Annotated in this window: 23 protein-coding genes; 20 read left to right on the plus strand and 3 right to left on the minus strand. The window is 42.2% G+C overall.

The features are described from left to right. Window positions 1-474: 474 nt before the first annotated feature. From rlmKL to rmf, 5 genes are all read left to right on the plus strand, one after another. Window positions 475-2,604, plus strand: coding sequence for a bifunctional 23S rRNA (guanine(2069)-N(7))-methyltransferase RlmK/23S rRNA (guanine(2445)-N(2))-methyltransferase RlmL (rlmKL, locus tag AACQ79_RS02860; protein WP_170898339.1), 2,130 nt, complete (start codon window positions 475-477; stop codon window positions 2,602-2,604). A 3-nt stretch (window positions 2,605-2,607) separates the two neighbouring features. Next, on the plus strand, window positions 2,608-2,856 hold the full coding sequence (locus AACQ79_RS02865) for a glutaredoxin family protein (protein WP_013856908.1): 249 nt from the start codon (window positions 2,608-2,610) through the stop codon (window positions 2,854-2,856). Next, window positions 2,834-4,750, plus strand: a complete 1,917-nt coding sequence (locus tag AACQ79_RS02870) for an ABC transporter ATP-binding protein (protein ID WP_017041963.1) — start codon at window positions 2,834-2,836, stop codon at window positions 4,748-4,750. Before AACQ79_RS02865 ends, AACQ79_RS02870 begins: the two co-directional genes overlap by 23 nt. A gap of 9 nt (window positions 4,751-4,759) precedes the next feature. Further along, window positions 4,760-6,649, plus strand: coding sequence for a DUF3466 family protein (locus tag AACQ79_RS02875; protein WP_170898341.1), 1,890 nt, complete (start codon window positions 4,760-4,762; stop codon window positions 6,647-6,649). A gap of 169 nt (window positions 6,650-6,818) precedes the next feature. Beyond that, the gene (gene rmf, locus AACQ79_RS02880; RefSeq protein ID WP_010320553.1) at window positions 6,819-6,992 is read left to right on the plus strand and encodes a ribosome modulation factor; all 174 of its coding nucleotides are present in this window, start codon (window positions 6,819-6,821) and stop codon (window positions 6,990-6,992) included. Window positions 6,993-7,128: 136 nt separating this feature from the next. Here the strand turns inward: rmf and fabA are convergent, their stop codons facing one another. Together fabA and AACQ79_RS02890 are read right to left on the minus strand one after the other, a co-directional pair. Then, window positions 7,129-7,647, minus strand: a complete 519-nt coding sequence (gene fabA / locus AACQ79_RS02885) for a bifunctional 3-hydroxydecanoyl-ACP dehydratase/trans-2-decenoyl-ACP isomerase (protein WP_013856904.1) — start codon at window positions 7,645-7,647, stop codon at window positions 7,129-7,131. Between the two features lie 71 nt (window positions 7,648-7,718). After that, a complete protein-coding gene (locus AACQ79_RS02890; protein ID WP_017044702.1) occupies window positions 7,719-9,362 on the minus strand; it encodes a S16 family serine protease in 1,644 nt (547 codons plus the stop codon). Window positions 9,363-9,526: 164 nt separating this feature from the next. Here AACQ79_RS02890 and matP point away from each other — a divergent pair, with 164 nt between their 5' ends. The 4 genes from matP (at window position 9,527) to AACQ79_RS02910 (ending at window position 11,756) form a co-directional block, all read left to right on the plus strand. Then, window positions 9,527-9,976 carry a macrodomain Ter protein MatP gene (gene matP, locus AACQ79_RS02895; RefSeq protein WP_026027109.1) on the plus strand — a complete coding sequence of 150 codons (450 nt, stop codon included), beginning with the start codon at window positions 9,527-9,529 and terminating at the stop codon, window positions 9,974-9,976. Between the two features lie 14 nt (window positions 9,977-9,990). Then, window positions 9,991-10,308, plus strand: a complete 318-nt coding sequence (locus AACQ79_RS02900) for a DUF3634 family protein (protein ID WP_017047648.1) — start codon at window positions 9,991-9,993, stop codon at window positions 10,306-10,308. A 128-nt stretch (window positions 10,309-10,436) separates the two neighbouring features. After that, window positions 10,437-10,772 carry a hypothetical protein gene (locus AACQ79_RS02905; protein WP_170898343.1) on the plus strand — a complete coding sequence of 112 codons (336 nt, stop codon included), beginning with the start codon at window positions 10,437-10,439 and terminating at the stop codon, window positions 10,770-10,772. Between the two features lie 669 nt (window positions 10,773-11,441). Next, complete coding sequence (locus AACQ79_RS02910; RefSeq protein ID WP_228209123.1) at window positions 11,442-11,756, plus strand: hypothetical protein; 315 nt, start codon at window positions 11,442-11,444, stop codon at window positions 11,754-11,756. A 250-nt stretch (window positions 11,757-12,006) separates the two neighbouring features. On the opposite strand, the gene AACQ79_RS02915 is transcribed toward AACQ79_RS02910, so the two are convergent. Beyond that, complete coding sequence (locus tag AACQ79_RS02915) at window positions 12,007-12,348, minus strand: hypothetical protein (protein WP_013856898.1); 342 nt, start codon at window positions 12,346-12,348, stop codon at window positions 12,007-12,009. A gap of 258 nt (window positions 12,349-12,606) precedes the next feature. Between AACQ79_RS02915 and ccoN the strand changes: the two genes are divergently transcribed. The 11 genes from ccoN to ttcA all read left to right on the plus strand — a co-directional run bounded on the left by ccoN (window position 12,607) and on the right by ttcA (window position 22,610). After that, a complete protein-coding gene (gene ccoN / locus AACQ79_RS02920) occupies window positions 12,607-14,034 on the plus strand; it encodes a cytochrome-c oxidase, cbb3-type subunit I (protein ID WP_026027333.1) in 1,428 nt (475 codons plus the stop codon). Between the two features lie 12 nt (window positions 14,035-14,046). After that, window positions 14,047-14,661 (plus strand): cytochrome-c oxidase, cbb3-type subunit II, encoded by a 615-nt coding sequence (ccoO, locus tag AACQ79_RS02925; protein WP_013856896.1) that lies wholly within the window; start codon window positions 14,047-14,049, stop codon window positions 14,659-14,661. A gap of 9 nt (window positions 14,662-14,670) precedes the next feature. Continuing rightward, window positions 14,671-14,847, plus strand: coding sequence for a CcoQ/FixQ family Cbb3-type cytochrome c oxidase assembly chaperone (locus AACQ79_RS02930; protein WP_010320252.1), 177 nt, complete (start codon window positions 14,671-14,673; stop codon window positions 14,845-14,847). Beyond that, window positions 14,844-15,821, plus strand: coding sequence for a cytochrome-c oxidase, cbb3-type subunit III (gene ccoP, locus AACQ79_RS02935; RefSeq protein ID WP_013856895.1), 978 nt, complete (start codon window positions 14,844-14,846; stop codon window positions 15,819-15,821). Before AACQ79_RS02930 ends, ccoP begins: the two co-directional genes overlap by 4 nt. Before the next feature lie 86 nt (window positions 15,822-15,907). Further along, window positions 15,908-16,387 carry a FixH family protein gene (locus AACQ79_RS02940; RefSeq protein ID WP_017042885.1) on the plus strand — a complete coding sequence of 160 codons (480 nt, stop codon included), beginning with the start codon at window positions 15,908-15,910 and terminating at the stop codon, window positions 16,385-16,387. A 3-nt stretch (window positions 16,388-16,390) separates the two neighbouring features. Then, window positions 16,391-18,763, plus strand: coding sequence for a heavy metal translocating P-type ATPase (locus AACQ79_RS02945; protein WP_170898346.1), 2,373 nt, complete (start codon window positions 16,391-16,393; stop codon window positions 18,761-18,763). Beyond that, the gene (gene ccoS / locus AACQ79_RS02950; RefSeq protein ID WP_013856892.1) at window positions 18,764-18,934 is read left to right on the plus strand and encodes a cbb3-type cytochrome oxidase assembly protein CcoS; all 171 of its coding nucleotides are present in this window, start codon (window positions 18,764-18,766) and stop codon (window positions 18,932-18,934) included. After that, window positions 18,931-19,611 carry a sulfite exporter TauE/SafE family protein gene (locus AACQ79_RS02955; RefSeq protein WP_013856891.1) on the plus strand — a complete coding sequence of 227 codons (681 nt, stop codon included), beginning with the start codon at window positions 18,931-18,933 and terminating at the stop codon, window positions 19,609-19,611. Before ccoS ends, AACQ79_RS02955 begins: the two co-directional genes overlap by 4 nt. Window positions 19,612-19,708: 97 nt before the next feature. Then, entirely contained in the window at window positions 19,709-20,461 is a 753-nt protein-coding gene (locus AACQ79_RS02960) for an FNR family transcription factor (protein ID WP_010320258.1), read from the plus strand. 127 nt (window positions 20,462-20,588) lie between these two features. Continuing rightward, the gene (uspE, locus tag AACQ79_RS02965; RefSeq protein WP_013856890.1) at window positions 20,589-21,536 is read left to right on the plus strand and encodes a universal stress protein UspE; all 948 of its coding nucleotides are present in this window, start codon (window positions 20,589-20,591) and stop codon (window positions 21,534-21,536) included. Window positions 21,537-21,677: 141 nt separating this feature from the next. Then, on the plus strand, window positions 21,678-22,610 hold the full coding sequence (gene ttcA / locus AACQ79_RS02970) for a tRNA 2-thiocytidine(32) synthetase TtcA (protein ID WP_013856889.1): 933 nt from the start codon (window positions 21,678-21,680) through the stop codon (window positions 22,608-22,610). The last annotated feature ends 65 nt before the right edge of the window (window positions 22,611-22,675 follow it).

Consider the following 22,675-nt stretch of genomic DNA (forward strand, 5'->3'; position numbering starts at 1 on the left):
TTTCCCTAATAGCACAACGTTTCGTTCCTTTGTTTCATTTCCCATCGGCTTAATAGCCGATTTTTTTTGCCTAGAGCTTTTCCCCAACTCAATCCTATCCGTCTGAATTCGATCTTAAATGTGAGATTTGTTCAGGATTCTGATGTTTTTTTCTTCAAAAGTGACGTTATAAACAGTGTCTACATTGCTAGAAATGGCCGACATATTCCCATTTTTAGCTCATTTGTAATTAATTTACACTACAAAAATCAATCTGGTATAGTCCAATTATGCAGTGAATAAATACTCACTTATCCCGTAGGTCTTGCTATATCTAGTGAGATGTTTTTGCAATGCTCGAAGCTTGTCTATTTGTAAAATTGGCGAGTAGTTAAGCAATTGAATGGTTGAGAAGGTGAAAGAGACACTTTGTTTTACTCAAGCGTGGGATTGTCAGGTATAATGCGTGGTCATTTTTATCAGTAAAAGAGCAGTATGAATCAATATCTAGCGGTTACCTCAAACGGGCTTGAGAACCTATTAGTTGAAGAACTAACCAAATTAGGGATTACGGACGCAAAACCCGTGCAGGCCGGGGTAAAATTTAAAGCGTCGAAAGAGCAGATTTATCGCTGTTGTTTGTGGAGCCGTCTAGCATCAAGATTTGTTCGCGTCCTCTCTGAATTTACCTGCCAAAATGATATGGATCTTTACTTGTCAGCAAGTTCAGTGAACTGGGTTAATCATTTTCATAGTTCGAAAAAGTTTGTTGTCGACTTCAACGGCACAAATAACGAAATCCGCAACAGTCAGTACGGCGCGATGAAAGTAAAGGATGCGGTTGTCGACTGTTTCACCAAAAAGAACTTACCGCGCCCTTCGATCGATAAAGATCATGCAGATCTTCGTGTCCATGTACGCTTGCATAAAGATAAAGCCATTTTAGGGATTGATATGGTGGGCGGTGGTTTACATCAGCGCGGTTACCGTACCGAAGCGGGGCGAGCACCACTTCGTGAAACATTAGCAGCGGCTATTATTTTGCGTAGTGGATGGAGTGAAGCGAAGCCACTGCTCGACCCAATGTGTGGTTCTGGTACTTTGCTCATTGAGGCGGCCATGATAGCTGCTGGTATGGCCCCCAGTCTCAAGCGTCCAAAGTGGAGTTTCGAAGCTTTAGAGGATTTTGATGCAGAACTGTGGGCGCAAATAAAATCAGAGGCTAATGTTCAAGCAAGACGTGGTGTCAAGAAAGTTGACTGTAAGTTCTTTGGTTTTGATAACGATGCACGAGTGCTGCAGACCGCGAAAGATAACGCTCGCCGCGCAGGGGTTGAAGAACTGATTACCTTCCAGCTAGGTGATGCGGTACTGATCAAACGTCCTGAAGAGTTTGAGGATGGTGTGGTTATCTGTAACCCACCCTATGGTGAACGTTTAGGTACACATCCTGGTTTGATTGCTTTATACACGGCATTTGGTGGTCAATTAAAGGCTGAATTTGGCGGTTGCCAAGCATCGATTTTCTCAAGCTCTGACGAATTACTCAGTTGTTTGCGTATGCGCGCTGAAAAGCAGTTTAAGTTAAATAACGGTGCGTTACCTTGTCACCAAAAGAACTACTCAATTTCATTGCGCACGGTAGAACCGGGAGCGTCTATTTCTCAAGAATCGGTGATCGCTCCTGATTTTTCGAATCGTTTAAAGAAAAATATTGCGAAAATTGGTAAGTGGGCGAAACGTGAATCACTAGATTGCTATCGTATTTATGATGCTGATTTGCCTGAATACAATGTTGCGATCGATGTTTATCTCGACCACCTAGTGATCCAAGAATACGCCGCACCTAAAGATATTCCAGAAGAAAAGGCGAAACGCCGTTTAACCGATATCATTCGTGCCGCGATTCAAGTCACCGGAACAGAAGCAAATAAAGTAGTACTCAAAGTTCGTGAAAAACAGAAAGGGCGCTCTCAATATCAAAAATTAGGGCAAATTTCTGAGACAATGGAAGTGAACGAGTATGGCGTTAAACTGATTGTCAATTTACATGATTATCTCGATACGGGTTTATTCCTTGATCATAAATTGACGCGTCGTCGCTTAGGGCAAATGGCAAAGGGTAAAGATTTCCTCAATCTATTTGCTTACACCGGCTCTGCAACCGTTCATGCCGCTTGCGGTGGAGCAAAATCAACCATGACGGTTGATATGTCTAAAACCTATTTAGAATGGGCTAAAGACAACTTAAAGCTCAACGGTCAAGTTGGACACCAGCATCGCTTTGAACAAGCCGACTGTGTGCAATGGCTAGAGACTGCAAAAGAACAATTTGATTTGATATTTATCGATCCGCCGACATTCTCAAATTCCAAACGTATGGAACACACATTTGATGTGCAACGCGATCATATTAAGTTGATGGAAAATTTAAAACGTATCCTATGTCCAGAAGGTACGATTGTGTTTTCAAACAATAAACGACATTTTAAAATGGATTTAGAAGCGCTAGCTGAGCTTGGTTTAGTTGCTCAAAACATTTCAGCACAAACATTACCACTGGATTTTGAACGTAACAAACAGATCCATAACTGCTGGACGATTTCCCATGCATGCAGTGAATAGGGAATGAAGTTGTTCACGCTTTACAGTACTGAAGGATGCCATCTCTGTGAGATGGCATTTCAGCTTGTTCAGCAGGCAAACATTGCTGAACAAGTACAACTCGTTGATATTGCATTTGATGATGCGCTCTTCTCTCGTTACGGGGTCACTATTCCGGTTCTTAAATACCAAGAATCCGAACTGAGCTGGCCCTTTGACCAACAAACATTACTTCATTGGTTAGAAAATAATGGCATTAATTACCATCCATAACGGTCAATTAGCATTTGGTGACCACCCATTACTCGATCATGCAGATTTCGCATTGCAAGAAAATGAACGAGTTTGTCTCGTCGGCCGAAACGGTGCAGGCAAGTCGACTATGATGAAAGTTCTTGCGAGAGAAATCATCATGGACGACGGAAAAATGCAGATAGAACAAGATGTTGTTGTTTCTCGATTAGAACAAGATCCGCCTAGAGATGAAGCTGGCACCGTTTTTGATTATGTTGCTGGTGGATTAGCGGAAGTTGGTGAGTATCTAAAGATCTATCAAGATCTTTTAGATCTCATCGTTATCGATCCAAGTGAAAGTAATATCAATAAGTTATCTCGCATTCAAGAGCAGCTAGAGCATACAGGGGCATGGCGTTTTGAAGAACGTATCCAAAATGTTCTGGCGGCGTTGAAACTGGATGGCCACACCAAACTAACGGATTTATCCGGTGGATGGCAGCGTAAAGCGGCTCTTGCAAGAGCACTAGTGTGTGATCCTGATGTCCTTCTGCTTGATGAACCGACTAACCACCTTGATGTAACCACCATCGAATGGCTCGAAGGCTTTTTGAAAGATTTTAGAGGCTCGATCATCTTTGTATCGCATGACCGGACGTTCATCCACTCAATGGCGACACGCATTGTTGATCTTGATCGCGGTAAACTCAGCTCGTTTCCTGGTGATTATGATCAGTACCTTGTCGCCAAGGAAGAAGCCTTGCGTGTAGAAGAGATGCAAAATGCCGAGTTTGATAAGAAATTGGCCCAAGAAGAAGTTTGGATTCGCCAAGGCATCAAAGCGCGTCGTACTCGTAACGAAGGGCGTGTAAGAGCACTCAAGAAGCTAAGAGAAGAGCGTAATGATCGCCGTGAGGTACAGGGCAAAGCAAACTTGCAAATCGATGACGCTGCGCGTTCAGGAAAAATTGTCTTCGAAGCGAAAGATATTAGCTATAGCATTGATGGCAAAAACATTGTCTCGAACTTCAGTTTCAATATCATGCGTGGTGATCGCATTGCACTTATTGGCCCTAACGGATGCGGTAAAAGTACGCTGCTGAAACTGCTGTTGGGTGATTTACAACCTCAGAGTGGCAAATTACATTGCGGTACCAAACTTGAAGTTGCTTATTTTGATCAGTACCGTGAGATCCTCGATCCTGAGAAGTCGGTAATTGACAACTTAGCTGACGGAAAACAAGAAGTAATGGTGGCTGGGCGCCCACGGCACGCATTAAGCTACTTACAAGATTTCTTGTTTGCCCCTAAACGTGCGAGAACGCCAGTAAAAGCGCTATCTGGTGGTGAGAAAAACAGACTGTTGCTTGCTCGTATTTTCCTCAAACCGAATAATTTATTGATTTTAGATGAACCAACCAACGATTTAGATATCGAAACTTTGGAACTTTTAGAAGATTTGCTTGCCAATTACCAAGGCACATTGCTGCTTGTCAGCCACGATCGTCAATTTGTTGATAATACTGTAACAACGAGTTGGATTTTTGAAGGTGATGGCAAAATTGAAGAATTTGTTGGAGGCTATCACGATGCTCAGCAACAAAGAGCCCAAGTTTTGCAGTCACGAGTTGCTGAAAATGTCAGCAATAAAGAAAAAGTGGTTGAGGAAACTCTCAAAACAGCGCCAATTAAGACAAAACCTAAAAAGTTATCTTATAAACTGCAGCGAGAAATGGATGAGTTGCCCGCAATGTTAGAGCAACTTGAGAATGATATTGAAATGCTTCAACAGCAAGTGAACGATCCTGAGTTTTTCATGCAATCAGCAGACAAAACACAGCCCGTTTTAGATAAGTTAACTGCGAAAGAGCAGGAGCTTGAAATTGCTTTCGAGCGCTGGGAAGAGCTCGAAGCAATGCAACAGGAAAGTTAGAGATTATTAATGAGTAGTAAAACATTTAAAATCACCGTAATTGCGGCCAGTATTCTGGCTGCCACTCAAGCTCATGCTGCACTTTACCAAATTGTAGAAGTGACACCCGGTAACTTAGTCGCTAATGAATATTATGGAAGGGCAATACAAAAAGATAACCTTTCAGCAAATCCTCTTGGATGTTTTACGGCCGGAAATAGCTGTAATACTTTTGCGTTTGGTGGCGATACGCTCAATGGCTCTGATGGCATTTCCTATCATGATGAAGTGCCATTCAAAATGGATAATCGTTTTGTTTATCAGGATATTGATGATCTCAAAAACTATTGCTCTAACGAACTCGGTTATTCTACTTGTGAGGCATGGGCTGATAAGCAATGGCATGGTTTTGAGTACAACAATGTTGAAACTGGCGGTTTGAAACGTGAGCGTGATGCTTGGGATAATGGTAGTTATCTACAAAATGCAGCGGCCTTTGTTAATTCATCGCAAGTTGTTTTGACTTTTGGCTCTATTGCAAATACTCAGAATACCGTTTTAACTGGGTTAGACGGCATTTCTGCTTTTGGTATTACGAGCAGCGGTTACACACAGTCTGGGAGTAATTACGCTCTAGGCTACCGTCAACGTGGTTTTTATAATGGCAATATTTTAAATCCACCAACAGACACCACAATTGTCAAAGACACAAATAATAAAATTGTTGAAAAAATGGGTCGGACGTTCGCTTATGATGTATTCAATGATGGTACCCATAATTTCGTGGTTGGTAGTGCATCAGTTAGCCCTTATTTAACAGGTAACGGTGATGATGATAACAAAGACTACAATGGAGATGTTAACACTTGTGTGAGTGATGGTCTCGATCCACAGTTTACTCGTCAGTGTCAAAATTTTGCATTTGCAACGCAAGCTTATATGTGGGATACAGCATCTATCTCGACGGGTTACCGTGTAACAGGGTGGGTCGGTGATGTTGAAGCAAACCGTAGCGGATACTCTGCACAAGCAAGTGTAAGAGGCGCTGCTGTTCCTACATCTGGCAGTTACGCTAACAAGCCGGTTATGGCTGGTTTTAATACCTATCGCGATGACAATGTGTTTAGAATGCAAGCAACGGTATTCTATCCTAATGCAAGTTACGACGTAACAACTCCTAAGCATGATATGTGGAGTAGTAAGGTTATTACTGGCACAGAACTGAAGGTGGATGGAGATGTGATTTACTCCAACTCATTAGCGACAGATATTAATAACCATTTAATCGTGATCGGTGAAACAAAACGTCGAGGCGATAAACCTGAAAGCGGCGCAGCAGCAAACCGTATTTTTGTGTCGGATGCCAATAGCGGAACGCCTGTAGCTAACTATCTATCAGGTGGAATTTTCTTTACCGGTGCTGGCGGTGAAGCGAAAGCGATCAACAATTTCAATGAAATTGTCGGTCAAATCGATGCAGAAAAAGGTCGTGAAGATGGAGGCAAACAACGTCGTCATCGTGGCTTTATCTATCCTTTCAACGGTACAGGGAGTAATGCAGCAAGAATGGCGTTGTTCCAGAACCAAGGTTGGTGGTTAGATGATCTAACCAATGGTGGGGCTTACTCACAACATAATAACCAGTTCCGTATTTTTGAAGCCTCAGATATCAATGATGATGGTGTGATTGCAGCAAGTGCATTTAAATGTACTGGTGGCTATGACGATTTCTCCCATAACTCATACTGTTCTTCTGGAAGTGAAAGCGTTGTCGCGATTAAACTGATCCCGATTGCTGGCGCGGCGGCTAGCGATATTGAAGTCCGCAGCACGGCACTTCCGCCCGTTGAACGTAAAGGCGGTAGTATGGGGTGGATTCCTCTGACACTACTTGCTCTCTTTGGGTTCCGCAGAAAATAATTAAATAGTGTAAAGAATGGCGCAAGTTCACAATTTAGAATCTGCGCCTTTTTTGTAACTTGAGAAAGTCGAATTTTTGAGCAATTCTTAATTGTGGCGTAACAGATATGCCATGTAGATTTAATAGTTGTATGTAAGACACAAGTTACTGTATGAGGACTACACTATGATGAAGAGACAAAAGCGTGATCGCCTTGAAAGAGCACAGTCTCATGGGTATAAAGCTGGCTTAAACGGACGTTCCGTAGAGGCTTGCCCTTATCAACAAACGGACGCTCGTTCATATTGGCTAGGTGGTTGGCGCGATGCCAGAGATGACAAACAAGCTGGTCTCTACAAATAAACTCCCACATACATGCAAAAGGATTTAAGCCCCGGAAGGGGCTTTTTAGTATTCAAGTCACACTAAAGCACTATAACTAAGTATTTTGATGAGAAAAAAGCGACTCTATGAGTCGCTTATGAATAGTTTAACGTCACTAAAAAGCAGAAGTATCTTGGAAAAGACCTACTTTTAAGTCCTTTGCAACGTAAATCTCTTTGCCATCGACAAGAACGCGACCATCAGCTAGGCCCATTACAAGTTTACGGTTAACAACGCGTTTCATCGTGATTTCGTAAGTGACTTTTTTTGCTGTTGGTAGGATCTGACCTGTGAACTTGACTTCACCAACACCTAATGCCCGGCCTTTTCCTTTGCCACCAACCCAGCCAAGGAAGAAACCAACCAATTGCCACATCGCATCTAAACCTAAACAGCCAGGCATTACAGGATCGCCAGGGAAATGGCAATCGAAGAACCATAGATCAGGAGTAATATCTAACTCAGCAAGAATAAGGCCTTTACCATACTCGCCCTCGGTTTCTGACATTTTGGTGATGCGGTCCATCATCAACATATTTGGCGCTGGCAATTGAGGGTAGCCAGGCCCAAAAAGCTCACCTTGGCTAGAGGCTAGTAAGTCTTCACGATTATATGAATCTCGTTTATTCTGCATTATCAGTTACTCCAATTTTTGATAGGGTGCATATTAGGGAACACGTGTACGCTAAACAACTCCGATCAGTGCTACACAAACCAGTTTTTAATGCGCTCTGCAATACTGTGTGATTGGTCATGCCTTTCAAAGTTTTCAATACGTTGAGCAATTTTATTAATGATGCTTTCTTCGTCATCGCCTCTGAATGACGCACCCATAAGGATCGGTACTGCTTCATCAACTGTAGCGACTGGCCAAATATGAAATTCATCATTTTTAATGCTATTGACTACATCTTTATGAAGCGCAAGATGTTTTAGATTTGTTCTTGGTAGAATGACGCCTTGTCCACCCGTGAATCCCTGATGCTTACACACATGGTAGAAGCCTTCAATTTTTTCGTTTAGCCCGCCAACAGCTTGGACTCGCCCGAATTGATCAACCGCACCTGTCACAGCGATTTGTTGGTTAATGGGATGTTCAGATAAAGCGCTTACTAAAGAACATAACTCGGCTAGTGATGCACTGTCGCCATCCACTTCGCTGTATGATTGTTCGAAGACAACCGAAGCAGAATAGGGAAGCGGTGCGTCAAGGTTCATTGAACTGCTTACAAAGGCTTGCATTATCATCATGCCTTTTGCATGCAAATTACCACCGAGCTCGGCTTTGCGTTCGACATCGGTAATATCACCGTCACCAAAGTGCACAACGCATGAGATACGAGCTGGTTCACCATAGGAAAGAGGATGGCCAGCAACATCGATCACTGTTAATCCATTGACTTGGCCGACTTGTTCGCCTTGAGTTTCGATAATGACTTGTCCATCAAGTATATCGTCGAGTGCTCGTTGCTGCAGATAAGACTCTCGATAATAGCGTTTGTCTAAGGCACTTTCGATATGAGATTTAGTAATCGGATACTGATTTGACTCTAAGGCCGCTTCTTCTATGAGTGTTCTGTGCCATATTACACATAACGGTGTGTAATGTTGATCTTCCGTGAAACGGGCACCTGCGGTCATAAGAGCAGGAATGGCATCTTCAGTCAGTGTAGGGAGTTGGTATTCTTCAGATATCCAACGTAAATAAGCGAGATAGGTCAATATCGACTGTTCATCAATTTTCAGGTCCAACTCTAATTCGGTGTAGAAACAAAAGCTTGAGCGGACGTCTGCATCCAAATAGTCGACATCGGCTAACTGGTTCCTATCACCTAAAATGATCAGTTTGACCTCATATCTTTTAGAGATTGGTGAGGGGTGTGGTGATTTAGCATCACAATTAATGGGGCTTACATCTTCGCCTAATACTGCCGCTTTTAATAATGGCCACATTTTAGGATTAGCCAACAGCATATTAGCGGAGATCAGAAGATAACCACCATTGGCTTTATCCAATAAACCAGGAATTTCGCTGGTGATAAGCCCATTTTCAGCGCGGTATTGGCCAAAGATAGTCCCCATATCGAGGGACTCTGTACAAATAACGTGCGAGTTGGGCTTTATTACTTGAAGTTTTTGACTGACTAATTGACGATAGATTGAGTTATCTGGCGCGTTGATCAACATCACTCGTGTAAAACCTTTCAATTGAACAAACTGCTGAATAGCGGTTGCTAGTCTGGGCTGTGTGTCGAGTAATGTTACCGGAGATAGACTAGGGTACTGAGCTAGTTGCGAGTGGAATTGATCATACTGAGGTGTGACTGAACGCCAAATATTTTGAGTCATTGAAATCTAGTGTTTATTAAAAGAAGCCAGATTATATAGAAAAATAGCAATGTCTAACAGCTCCATTATTATGCTTGATCTTGTTCGCTTTTTTGAATCCAAAAATTGAACTCTGAACGGTGGTGGGTTACGCTGTCACCCTAACTTGGCATGGATTTTACGTTATGAAATATCAACAGCTTGAAAATTTGGAATCGGGTTGGAAGTGGCAATACTTAATTAATAAGTGGAAGGATGGCGAAACAATCACTCGTTATGTAGACAAAAGTGAAGCTCTAGCTGCAATTGAACAGTTAAAAAAAATAGAGCATGAACCCAATCTGGTTCTTGGATGGATTGATCAGCACATGTCACTTGAACTGAGTAATAAACTCAAGCAAGCAATTAGAGCCAAACGCAAACGCCACTTTAATGCCGAGCAACTACACACCAGAAAGAAATCTATCGATCTCGATTATCGAGTGTGGGAAAAACTATCATATCGAGCCAATGAGCTTGGTTGCACTTTGTCTGACGCGATTGAATACCTGTTAAGTGAAGCATCTCGTAGCGAAAAAGCGAGTAGAACCGTCTCAAGTTTAAAAGAAGATTTAAGTAAATTACTGTCTGAATAAGAAAGGAGATAAAAATGTTGTATGTCATTCTGGCTGCTGCTGCAGTTATCTTTTGGTTAGTCGCTGTTGATCGGCCTATATTGAGAGTTAAATTCAAAGATGGTGTCGTAGCACAAGTTAAAGGGCATTTCCCTCCAAGTTTTAAACATAATGTGACTGAGATTGCTGAAAAGACAGGCTTGAGCGGCGAACTAAAAGTTTACCAGCAGAGAACGGGTGTTAAGTTGGTTTTTTCTAAAGACGTACCTAAAAAAATTCAACAGCGTATTCGCAATGTTTTTCCTCATCAGGGATTTCATACAAAAGAGCAACGAACCAAGAAGTCACATTGAGTCTGCCATTCTTAAGTTACAGATTGTTTTCATTAAAAAACGAACATCGTCGAAACGATTAACTTTACATATCGTCCATTTATAACTCGCTGATATCATGATGGAAGTCTCTGTAAAGGTTCTCGACGATGAAAAAAATCTGTGTAGTTATCATTTCGTTAGTGTTAGTAGTTTTCTGTTCAAAGGGTTATGCCGACGATTCAGAAAGTAATCCTGTCGCGAAATCAATAAAACAGCAAACGCTGAAAGCTCTTAAAAAATATAGATCTAAGCTTGATGGATATTGTGACGTGATGATCGAAATGAAGCATGTTCAAAGTTATGCAGAAATTGTAGGCGTTGGGACAAACGGTGATTACCAAATCTGCGCGAAAGCAAAATCTAAAATTAAGATAGGCAAAAAATTTAAATATAAAGTTCCAGAGAAATACATACGGATACAAATCAATGCAGCAGAGTTATGAGTAAGGTATGATTTCACTGTGAAATGAAAATTTGGATGTATGGTTTCAATTGCTATGGTGGTTAATAAATCAGAGTGCGCATTATGTGGCGCGTCATTATGTTGAGGGGCAGTCGTCAGTACCATTGCGTCAGCACTGGCGACTTCATTTGCAGCAGAACGTGGGCAGCTTGCTGAGTCGTTCTGCAAAAATGAACCCGTAATATAATGTCGGATAATACGAATTCAGGTGTTTTCCCTACTGCTTAAAAATGCTTCGATGATGACTGTAAGCAATTTAACTATTGCTGTTGGCAACTTTAACATACCGTTCTCCTTTATCACGTTGACCACTAAGCCCTGAAACCTTTTCAGGGCTTAGTGGTGACTATATTGCTTTTCTTATCTCGACTAAAAATAACGCCAGTTGCTGTAATAAAAACAAGATGTTAGTGGATGTATGTCGAATGTCATCAACAAGACTTTGTTTTTAATAGGCTCGATTTTCTCTGCTATACGCTACGTTCGCGTGTAGAGAGAAAATGAGCAGCCAAGCGGAAAGAACGCTAAGCCGTTCTCATCATGCCGACACCGCGCGGCAGTTTCACTCAACGCATTTTGGGACTATCTCGCGCCTCAGTGTGCGACTTTCACGCCACTGCGTGACATTCCATGACGACCAAGCGACGGAATGACGACGACGCAAGACAAAATGTCATTTGCTGAAGTTGCTCAGGTTCTTGGCCGTAGTCGAGACTCGGTTAAGGTTCGCGCTGGTAAACTTGGCGTGTCATTTCGAAAAATCGCAGAGACGGCACCAACAGTTAAGCTTTCTAACGAGGATATTGAGCTCATTAGAGAGCTAGCCGAGGCGGGTTTAAATTTCTGCGAGATAGCCCGTAAGTTTGAGGTAGACAATAGTCACGTTAGAAACGTTTGCCAATTTCATTCGCGGCTGTACTTAGATAAAACTGACTATATTAATCATAAAAAAACGGCAAGCTGATGCAATTGATGGTATGGGATAATACTTATGGTGATTTTTATCCCATTGAATTTACTGAAATTAATAATACTAAAGTGCGTATTATATATCTTATGTTAAATTGCAAATGATTATATTTTAGCGTATGAATATTTCCTTCCTCTTTTCTATCTATCCTCATGACATTAAACATAATCAGTATTTACCATAAAATACCTAATAACTAGTCTGATAATCGAAGATTTCATTCTAGTTATTATTTAGTAAGAGTTTATATCGAGGATCTTTTCCCAATTATCTTGAAAGTTATAGGTTTATTGGGTGAATTTGGTTGGATTATCCAGTGGTCGGAATGTTGAATAAGTGTTCCATTTGTATGTATTTCTAGTTCAGGAATTCGTGGCCCAATTATGTATTGATTTGGGTTTTTATCATCTTTAATCACTATAATTTCCTGTTCATTTACAAATACAGAACAATTTGGCGTTGGAGTGCAGCTCGTCATGTCGACGTTTTGATAAGAAAAAGTCCTCCAGAAAAAAGCGACCAAAAGAATGAGTAATGTGATTAGTATTTGAGCAAACCTGTGTTTTGTAAGCTTTTCTGAAGCCATGATGCTTCCTTCCTCGTGTAACAAACTTCAAAGTTTTGAAATAAAAGGCCAAATCCTGAACAACTGTAAGGTTACTACTCTGTCATTGAATTGTTAATTGCAGTATAGTTGACGGTTGAAAATGCCACTTTTTTTTAAAGTCAGCAATAGATAGTAACGTTCTGATAAAGCAGTATTTCTATTGTGGATTTGGGGGGCATTACGACATGTGTCGTGTTGGAAGTAAAGTGTAGTTAATTAGAAATTGGAAGCATGCAAATGAGCCAAGAAAAGCAGCTTGAACAAAACTACAACTATACAGTTGTTCGGCAATTTACCTTAGTGACTATTCTCTGGGGTATTGTTGGTATGGCTGTAGGTGTTTTGATTGCCGCTCAATTAGTTTGGCCACAGCTAAACTTTGATACGCCGTGGTTGACGTACAGTCGCTTACGTCCTCTGCATACTAATGCGGTTATTTTTGCGTTTGGTACAAGTGCCCTCTTTGCAACATCTTATTATGTTGTTCAGCGTACTTGTCAAACTCGTCTATTTGGTGGTCCTCTTGTGCCCTTCACCTTTTGGGGATGGCAAGCCATTATTTTATCTGCAGCAATAACTTTACCTTTGGGTTATACCTCCGGTAAAGAATACGCGGAATTAGAATGGCCAATTGATATCGCCATTGCTCTTGTATGGGTATCTTATGCGATAGTGTTTTTTGGAACACTCGTCAAACGTAAGACGGCACATATCTATGTGGCAAACTGGTTCTTCGGAGCTTTTATCCTTACTGTTGCTGTATTACATATTGTAAATAGCATGGCAATCCCTGTTTCTATGGGTAAATCGTATTCAGTTTACGCTGGGGCGGTGGATGCTATGGTTCAGTGGTGGTACGGTCATAATGCGGTGGGTTTCCTGCTTACTGCCGGCTTCCTTGGTATGATGTATTACTTTGTACCAAAACAAGCTGAACGCCCTGTTTATTCATACCGTTTATCGATTGTTCACTTTTGGGCTTTGATCTCTCTTTACATTTGGGCTGGTCCGCACCATTTACACTACACTGCTCTGCCTGACTGGACTCAATCACTTGGCATGGTGATGTCGTTGGTGTTGTTTGCTCCTTCATGGGGCGGGATGATCAACGGGATCATGACGTTATCTGGTGCTTGGCATAAACTGCGCTATGACCCAATCTTACGATTCCTCATCGTTTCATTGTCATTCTACGGAATGTCTACGTTTGAAGGACCAATGATGTCGATTAAGACAGTTAATGCACTGTCACACTACACCGACTGGACTATTGGTCACGTGCATTCTGGAGCTCTAGGTTGGGTGGCAATGGTGTCGATTGGTTCGGTATACCATTTAATCCCTCGCCTATTTAACCAAGAGCGTATGTACTCTGTTGGTCTAATCAATGCTCACTTCTGGTTAGCGACTATTGGTACGGTGCTCTACATCGTTGCGATGTGGATTTCAGGTGTTATGCAGGGCCTGATGTGGCGTGCTGTTAACTCTGACGGTACGTTAACGTACAGTTTTGTTGAGTCTGTCCAAGCCTCTTACCCATTCTATACAGTTCGATTCATTGGTGGATTTATCTTCTTAGCAGGTATGTTCCTGATGGCTTACAACACGTATAAAACGGTTTTTGCACCAGATAATAGCTTAAAAGCTATTCCTCAACCGGCATAAGGAGATGAAAGAATGAGTTCTAATAATCGCCATGAAATCATCGAACGTAATGTCGGTTTACTGGCTATTTTCATTATTTTTGCCATCAGTTGGGGAGCCTTGGTTGAAATCACGCCATTGATTTTCCAAAAGCAAACTACTGAGCCTGTTGAAAATCTTAAGCCCTACACTGCGCTGCAACTTGAAGGCCGTGATATCTATATTCGCGAAGGTTGTAACGTTTGCCATAGCCAAATGATTCGCCCATTCCGTTCCGAAACGGAGCGTTATGGTCATTATTCGGTGGCTGGTGAAAGTGTTTGGGAGCATCCATTTGTGTGGGGTTCGAAGCGGACTGGGCCTGATTTGGCTCGTGTTGGTGGTCGTTATTCTGATGAATGGCATCGAGTTCACTTGACTAATCCTCGCGAACTGGTTCCTGAATCAAACATGCCCGGTTTTCCTTGGCTAGCAAAAAATGTGTTGGACGGCAAGCTTACGCAAAGCAAACTTGAATTATTCCGTAATCAGTTTGGTGTGCCGTATACCGATGAACAAATCGCGAATGCAGCAAAAGATGTCGAAGGGAAATCAGAAATGGATGCAATCATTTCTTATCTTCAATCTCTTGGTCACGCAATGAAGTAAGGGGTAGTTATGGATATCGGTACTATTCACAGTATTTGGACCATAGTGCTGTTCGTCTGTTTTATAGGCGTAGTGTGGTGGGCCTATGGCAAAAACCGTAAAGCTCGTTTCGATGAAGCGGCTAACCTCATTTTTGCCGATGAACAGCCCAAATCCTCTAAGGAACAAGGAGTGACTAAACAATGACGACATTTTGGAGTCTATGGGTCATCATCATTACGGTGGGAACTTTGCTGGGCTGTGCGATTCTGCTCGTTTGGTGTTTAAAAGACAAAATGGGAGTGGAAGAAGGCTCGGATATGGGCCATGAATACGATGGTATTCGTGAGCTCAACAACCCTCTGCCTAAATGGTGGACCTATCTTTTTATTAGTACGTTTATTTTTGCCGCTATCTATCTGACCCTCTATCCTGGGTTAGGTAGTTTTAAGGGCGTACTTGGTTGGCAAAGTTCAGATCAAACCATTCGCTCTCTTGATGAGTCCAAAGCCTCGATTGCAAATGCGCAAAACAATAAAGTGTTAGTACAGTATGCAAAAGAGTTAGATGACGCAAACACCTACTTTGGTGAAGCATTTAAACGCTTAGCTTATACTGGCGGCGGTTCGGATTTACGCCCTATTCCTGAAATTGCAGCAGATTCTGATGCATTGAAGGTTGGTCAGCGTTTATTCTTACAAAACTGCTCTCAGTGTCATGGTTCTGACGCTCGTGGTCAAAAAGGCTTTCCGAATCTAACCGATAATGCTTGGTTATATGGTGGTGAACCAGAAGCGATTGTGACCACTATCCGACATGGTCGTATTGGACAAATGCCAGCTTGGAAAGATGTCCTCGGTGAGCAAGGTGTGAAGGAAGTGGTGAGTTATACCCTAAGCCTTTCTGGGCGTTCTGTGAACGTTCGAGAAGCGGAAGCAGGTAAAGCTCGCTTCGTCGTTTGCGCCGCTTGTCATGGTACGGATGGTAAAGGTAACCCTGCGTTTGGAGCACCTGATCTTACTGATAACGATTGGTTATTTGGTGACTCAAGAGCCGATGTTACTCAAACGGTCATGCATGGCCGATCAGGTGTTATGCCTGCTTGGAATGACATTCTCGGTGAAGATAAAGTTCAATTGGTTGCTGCTTACGTGTGGAGTTTAAGCAATACAGAGAACTAATTGCACAACAAAGGCAGCTCTTTATTAGGGCTGTCTTTCTTCTCTTTTTAATAAGCCTTCTTTATTTTGTTGTTGAGAACTTTTTTATGGTAACTCCTTGGTATAAACAATTCTGGCCGTGGTTTCTGATCATCTTACCGTTAACTGTGGTGATATGGACGATTGCAACGGTTATCGTCTTTTCTCAGAATTCAGTGTCATTGGTGACAGAGGATTACTACAAAAAAGGCAAAGGCATTAATATTGACCTATCAAAAATTAACGAAGCGAAAGCATTAAAGCTCAGCTCGGAAGTCTACTCTGAGGGTAATGATATTATCTTCAAATTTAATAAAGGTGAGCTTGAACACTACCCCGCGATTAAAATGATGTTTGCTCATCGGACACTGCCAGACCGTGATTTCACACAACTTGTCGCATCGGATGCACAAGGTATATATCGCATTACCCTGCCTGCCCCGTTACAAGGCCCTTGGTTCATCGAACTCACTCCTCACAATGAGGAGTGGTTAATCCAAGGTCGAGTAACGTTTCCAATGCCAACTTCTACTCAATTAATGAATTAAACTATGTGCAAAGCGTGTTACCACTGTGGTGAAGATGTACCAGCCAACACGGACTATAAAGTTGATATTCTAGGTGAAAGCAGAGATATGTGTTGTCCCGGTTGTGAAACCGTGGCTAAAACCATTGTAGAGAGTGGCCTAGTATCTTATTACCAATACCGAACGACCACTGCAGATAAAGTGGAGCTTGTGCCAGAGCAGCTCAAAGCACTCATTCATTATGATAATGATGATGTACAAGCAGAGTTCGTTCGTAACGACAACGAAACGTCCGAAGTGACGTTATCGTTAGAAGGTGTTTCCTGTGCGGCTTGTGCTTGGTTAATTGAAAAACAACTCTCTCATAAAAATGGGGTAATTTCGATAAGGGTCAATACCACTACCAACCGTGCTTTACTCAGTTGGGATAAGACACAAACACGACTCAGTGAATTACTCTCCACTATTCATAAATTAGGTTATAAGGCTGCCCCTTTTGAAGCAGACGCACATGAGGCAGCCTACCATCAATCAATGAAGCAATATCTTTATCGCTTGGGTATTGCAGGTCTAGCCACCATGCAAGTGATGATGCTTGCTGTGGCGCTCTATCTTGAGGTCTTCGGTGATCTTGATTCTGAGTTTCGCAATTATTTTCGTTGGGTTAGCTTGATCTTTGCAACCCCCGTACTTTTATACTCTGCCCTTCCCTTTTACCTCAATGCTTGGCGAAGCATTAGAGGCAGAACATTAGGTATGGATGTCCCTGTTTCTATCGCTCTTATTTTTGCGTATGTTGCTAGTCTGATAGCGACAGTGACCGAACAAGGCGAAGTCTTTTTTGAATCCATTTCAATGTTTACCTTTTTCTTACTGGTTGGACGATTTTTAGAGATGCGGGCGCGTAGAAAAGCCGCGGCGGCTAGCGGCAATTTACTGAAATTGATCCCTGCGGTTGCAACTACGTTGGATGGCCGTCAAGTGCCTGTAAAAACTCTAGCTCTTGGTGATCGAATTCGCGTGTTGCCTGGAGAACACGTCCCTGCTGATGGTCGAGTGTTGAATGGGCGTATTCATATTAATGAATCAATGTTGACCGGTGAATCAGTACCCGTTGTCAAAACAGTCGGTGATGCTGTTTTTGCTGGTACATTAAATGGCGATGAGTCTTTCGAGTTGGAAGTCACTACATCTAAAGCGGATTCCGTTATTTCCAATATTGTTAGACTGCAAGATGAAGCTCAAATGTCTAAGCCTAAGATTGCAGAAATTGCTGATATTGTCGCGAGATATTTTGTGGCTGTAATTTTGATTATTGCAGCAGCCACTTGGTTTTATTGGCACCAGACAAAACCTGAAGATGCATTTTGGATCATGTTAGCGGTCTTGGTGGCAACCTGCCCGTGCGCGCTTTCTCTTGCCACCCCCACAGCCATCACTTGCGCTACATCACGAATGGGTGACTTTGGTATTTTATTGAGAAAAAACCATGTCTTTGAAACACTTTGTAAAGTTAACCATTTGATTATTGATAAAACGGGAACGTTGACACGTGGTGATATCGAAATTAGTGACGTTGAGTTGCATGGTGATATAGACGAAAACCATTGTTTGGCGCTAGCCGCTGCTTTGGAGCATCATGCCAATCACCCCATTGCCAGAGCGTTTGCGCAATATCGTAATGACGAGTTTCGTGTTGAGCATGTGCAGAATATGATTGGGTCTGGTATTCAAGGTAAATATTTAGGCGGCGATGTTCGTATCGGCAGTGCCGAATTTGTTTTGAACGACATCAGTGACGATCGAGCAAATCGTATTTATCTGTCGCTCAACGGGCAACACATTGCGACCTTCACGTACCGCGATCCTATCCGTAGTGAAGCGAAACAATTTATCGATCGTTTTCATCAGGAAGGAATTAAGATCACGCTATTAACGGGGGATTCTCAAGTTAATGCCCAAAGTGTGGCCGCTGAAATGGATATCGATATTGTCGTATCGAATGCCAAACCAGAAGATAAACTGAGTTACTTAAAGTCGTTACCAGATGATGATATCACCATGATGATTGGCGATGGCATTAATGATGCGCCAACGCTTGCTGGTGCGCACTTATCAGTCGCTATGGGTGGTGGAACCGATGTCGCAAAAGCATCCGCTGATATGGTTTTACTTGGTGATAAACTCGACAGATTATTGGAAGCCAGAAGCTTAGCGTTAAAAGCTCGCAAAATCATTCGGGAAAATTTAGCGTGGTCACTTGGATACAATATTATTGTTTTGCCACTCGCCGTTGCAGGGCTGGTTGCTCCTTACATTGCCGTCGTGGGCATGTCGGCGAGTTCGATTATTGTGGTATCTAATTCTCTTCGACTACTCAAAAAGAGGGATAAGTAGATGGAAAGTCTTTATATATTGATCCCCATAGCGATCGTTTTGGTTACGATCGCCGTCATCATCTTTTTATGGGCAGTAAAGAGCGAACAGTTTGAAGATTTAGAACGCCAAGGACACAATATTTTGTTTGATGAAGATGAACTTACCTCATCAAAAGAAGAGAAAAAATGACCGCAGATTGGATTGGTGCTTTTTTTATCGGTTTACTTGGAGCTGGCCACTGTATGGGAATGTGTGGCGGAATTGCTTCTCTTTTGACCTTAGGTGAAAAACGCAGTGATCGACTCCCAATACTGCTTGTTTTTTACAACCTTGGGCGTATTGCCAGCTATATGCTGTTTGGCGGTTTATTAGGAGGCCTCGCCGCCTCGCTATCCGAATTCTCTACACTTAATCATGCGTTGATTTGGTTGAGGCTCATTGCGGCAGGCCTAATGATTGTACTTGGATTATATGTTGGGCGTTGGTGGTTTGGTCTGTTGAAGCTGGAGAAGGTTGGGCAAAAAATCTGGAGTTTTATTTCGCCTTTTGGGCAATCATTGCTCCCGCTTAGGAAAACGTGGTTCGCTCTCCCTTTTGGGTTTATCTGGGGATGGTTACCTTGTGGGCTAGTTTACTCGGTACTGACTTGGTCTGTGGTGTCCGGTAGTGCGCTGTCTGGGGCACTGGTTATGGCCTCTTTTGGTTTGGGAACCTTACCTGCGATGCTTCTTGTTGGTTACGGAGCGACCCGTTTGAAGAACATTCAACAATCATTCATATTTCGTCATTTTGCTGCGATTTTTATCATACTCTATGGTCTATACACGGGTTATGGAGCAGTGAGTATTTTATCATCTACGTGGTAGCTGTCTGATTTATGGCATCTTTTTTCGCTATCCTTTAGGGGTAATGGGTGCTAAAATATTGATGTACATCAAAAAGTGAAAGGTTGTAAAGGTTGTTATGATTTCTGATAAGCCAGCGGCAAAGCGCATTCAATCTGGTGGTTGTGCAATTCACTGTCAAGATTGCAGCATTAGCCAGCTTTGTATTCCTTTTACTCTCAATGAATCTGAACTTGATCAACTTGATCAAATTATTGAGCGTAAAAAACCTATCCAAAAGGGCCAAGAGCTATTTAAAGCTGGTGACGACCTTAAGTCTCTCTACGCTATTCGCTCAGGTACAATTAAAAGTTATACCATTACTGAGCAAGGTGATGAACAAATCACTGCGTTTCATTTAGCGGGTGATTTAGTTGGTTTTGACGCGATCACTGATGATTCTCATCCTAGCTTTGCTCAGGCTCTAGAAACATCAATGGTATGCGAAATACCCTACGAAATTCTTGATGATCTTTCGGGTAAAATGCCTAAGTTACGTCAGCAAATTATGCGCTTGATGAGTAATGAAATTAAGGGTGACCAAGAGATGATTCTTCTGCTATCTAAAAAGAATGCAGAAGAAAGATTGGCGGCTTTTCTTTATAACTTGTCGACTCGTTTCTCTCAGCGCGGCTTTAGCCCTAGAGAGTTTCGTCTGACAATGACTCGTGGTGATATCGGTAATTACCTTGGTCTCACTGTTGAAACGATCAGTCGTCTACTCGGCCGTTTTCAGAAGTCTGAAATCCTTAGCGTTAAAGGCAAATACATCACAATCCTTGACCATGACCAACTGATGGAACTGGCAGGCGTATCTAAAGAAACTAAGTAACTTCAATGAGGTAGCTCTTAAATGAGCTACGTCATACTTCTGTTAAAAACTCTCTTTTTTTCTAAAATTCTCGCTGGTTATGAGCTAAAGTAACTCTAACGCCCTCCTCCATAATTAAGGAGTCGATATGAGTATTTATAGCAAGATTCTGGTAGTTGCTGACATCAACCACGATGAACAACCCGCCCTTGCCAGAGCCATACAGTTAGCGCAGCAAAGCACGTCTTCTAGCCACATTACATTTTTTCTATCTATTTATGATTTCTCTTATGACATGACGTCGATGCTCTCTGTTGATGAACGTGATGCTATGCGACGTGGTGTTATCCATCAGCGCGAGCAATGGATGAGGAAAGTAGCTGAACCGTATATTGATAGTTCGATCCAATTTGAAGTGAAAGTGGTGTGGCATAACCGCCCTTATGAAGCGATTATTGCTGAGATATTTTACGGAGAACATGACATTCTGATCAAAGGGACGCGTAAGCATGATGTCCTGGAATCCGTTATTTTTACACCGACAGATTGGCACTTATTGCGTAAATGCCCAACTCCAGTGCTATTGGTTAAAAATTCAGATTGGCCACAGAATGCGAATATAATCGCTTCGGTACATGTGGGGTCAGAAAATCCGGCTCATATTGATTTAAATGATTGCATGGTTGAACAACTAAAAAGCCTCACCACTCGTTTAGGTGCGACGCCTTATCTGGTGAATTCATACCCTATTACGCCTGCGAATATTACCATTGAGTTGCCCGAGTTTGATCCAATGACCTACACTGATGCTGTTCGTGGTCACCACTTGATGGCAATGAAAGCATTGCGACAAAAGCATGGTATAGATGAATCGCAAACACTTGTAGAGCAAGGCTTGCCTGAAGACGTCATTCCTCAAGCTGCTGAAAAGCTCAATGCGGCGATGGTTATTCTTGGTACGACGGGGCGTACAGGGTTATCGGCAGTATTTATTGGCAACACGGCAGAACAAGTCATTGATAAAATTAACTGTGATGTTTTAGCATTAAAGCCGCATGGCTACGTGAGCCCTTTAGATCCTAAAACCTCTATTTAAAATGGCCCGATCTATCATCGATCCCCCTTGTCATAGACGAGGGGGATTTTTTATCTTCCTTACTTGTTAGATCTGGCATCTGCGCTATTTATCCGTATCATACGCACTTTATTTTGTTTAAAGATTAAAGACCAGACACTGATGACTGAGCAAATTCAAGAGCGCACCAAAGCTCAACAATATAATTTCAATAAACTTCAGAAGCGTATCCGTCGTAATACGGGTCAAGCCATTGCTGACTTTAATATGATTGAAGATGGCGACCGTATTATGGTATGTCTTTCTGGCGGTAAAGATAGCTTTACCATGCTGGATATTCTAATGAGCCTTCAGAAAAGTGCCCCTGTTAGCTTTGAGCTTATTGCCGTGAATCTTGATCAAAAACAGCCCGGATTTCCTGAACACATTCTGCCGCAGTACTTAGAGCAGCTAGGCGTTGAATATAAAATTGTCGAAGAAGACACGTATTCTATTGTTCAAGATAAGATCCCTGAAGGGAAAACCACCTGCTCACTTTGTTCACGCTTACGCCGCGGCATTTTGTACCGTACAGCCAAAGAACTCGGTGCGACGAAAATTGCGTTAGGCCATCACCGTGACGACATTCTAGAAACGCTATTTTTGAACATGTTTTATGGTGGAAAGATCAAAGGAATGCCACCTAAACTTGTGTCTGATAACGGTGAACATGTGGTAATTCGCCCTCTAGCCTACTGTCGTGAAAAAGACATTATCAAATATGCGAACATGCGAGAGTATCCGATTATTCCATGTAATCTATGTGGCTCTCAGCCAAACATGCAACGTCAAAACATTAAGCAAATGCTAAATGGCTGGGATAAACAGTTCCCTGGGCGCATCGAGACCATGTTTAGTGCAATGCAAAATGTAGTGCCTAGCCATTTGGCTGATTTCAAGTTGTTTGACTTTAAGTCGATTAACCGTGATTCAGGCGTTATTAATGGCGGCGACATTGGTTTTGATAAAGAAGAGATGCCAATCCTAGCGCTCGAAGATGAGGATAGCGTGATGGAGTTTGATCCTAGTTTGAAGTTGGATGTCACCAATCTTTGATATTCCTACAAAGATAAAACGAGTAAGGGCTGCGAATGCAGCCCTATTGATATTAGCCCAACATG

The organism is Vibrio sp. 3-2(1) (assembly GCF_963887575.1).
Classification (GTDB): Bacteria; Pseudomonadota; Gammaproteobacteria; order Enterobacterales; family Vibrionaceae; genus Vibrio; species Vibrio anguillarum.